The organism is Leucobacter soli (genome assembly GCF_042659205.1).
GTDB lineage: Bacteria > Actinomycetota > Actinomycetes > Actinomycetales > Microbacteriaceae > Leucobacter > Leucobacter soli.
In genome coordinates, this window is the sequence record NZ_JBHSRW010000424.1 from 1 (window position 1) to 967 (window position 967).

A 967-nucleotide genomic window follows, 5' to 3' on the forward strand; every position below is an offset into this window, starting at 1 on the left:
CGGCCGATCGCGGGCGTCAGCGCCTCGAGGTGCGCGCGCGCGGCGACCTCGGGCACGACCCCGCCGAAGCGGGCGTGCTCGTCCATCGACGAGGCGATCGTGTTGGCGAGCAGCGTGCGCCCGCGCACGATGCCGATGCCGGTCTCGTCGCAACTCGTCTCGATGCCGAGGACCAGGGGTTCGGCGACGGTCATCGACGCTCCTCCATCATCAATCTCATCACCACGGCATCCACATCGTCCGGCTGATAGTAACGGGGCCGCACCCCGATCTCGTCGAAGCCGAGCGAGGCGTAGAGTCCGCGCGCGACCGGGTTGTCGGCGCGCACCTCGAGGAACACTTCGTGCACGCCGCGCCGGGCGGCCTCGTCGAGCAGCACGTTCATCATCGTTCTCCCCAGGCCGGCGCCGCGCGCCTCGGGGGCGAGTGCGATGGTCTGGATGTCGCCCTCCGTGCCGACCGAAAGCAGCCCGGCGTACCCCAGCACCGCACCGTCTTCGCCCTCGAGCGCCAGGTAGGCGCGATGATCGGCGGTCAACTCCTCGCGCAGCATCTCGCGGCTCCAGGCCTCGGCGCCGAAGACCGCCGCCTCGATCGTCCAGATCGCGTCGAGATCGTCGACCGTCGCCGCGCGCAGCAGCGGTACGGCGCTCACGTGGAGACCCGCTTCCGCACGGCGGGCGGAAAGACGTCGGGGGTGCGGAGGTAGAGCGCACGATCCGATTCGAATCCTCGGCCTGCCGCGAGCCGCCGCGCCGCGAGCCGCACGAGACCGGCCGCCGGGATCCGTTCGGGCCAGACGTCTCCGGGCCGGGCCGCGAAGCCTTCGCGTGCAGCGAGGTGCGGATCGACCGTGCGCACCGGAATGCCCGCCCAGTCGAGCCCGGCGTACTCGGTGACGAAGAGTTCGCGCCGCTTCGCGTCCTGCACCACGCGCAGGCCGGGTGCGGCCGCACCTGCCTCGAGC

At 71.9% G+C, this 967-nt stretch carries 1 protein-coding gene and 2 pseudogenes; all 3 read right to left on the reverse strand.

Features of this window, described 5'->3' with window-relative positions; translation table 11 throughout:
- A pseudogene (locus ACFPZL_RS13680) lies at window positions 1–194 on the reverse strand (tRNA (adenosine(37)-N6)-threonylcarbamoyltransferase complex transferase subunit TsaD); the annotation flags it as partial.
- Window positions 191–655, reverse strand: a complete 465-nt coding sequence (rimI, locus tag ACFPZL_RS13685) for a ribosomal protein S18-alanine N-acetyltransferase (RefSeq protein ID WP_218115879.1) — start codon at window positions 653–655, stop codon at window positions 191–193. The gene rimI and the pseudogene ACFPZL_RS13680, both read right to left, overlap by 4 nt.
- Window positions 652–967: pseudogene (locus ACFPZL_RS13690) on the reverse strand (tRNA (adenosine(37)-N6)-threonylcarbamoyltransferase complex dimerization subunit type 1 TsaB); the annotation flags it as partial. The gene rimI and the pseudogene ACFPZL_RS13690, both read right to left, overlap by 4 nt.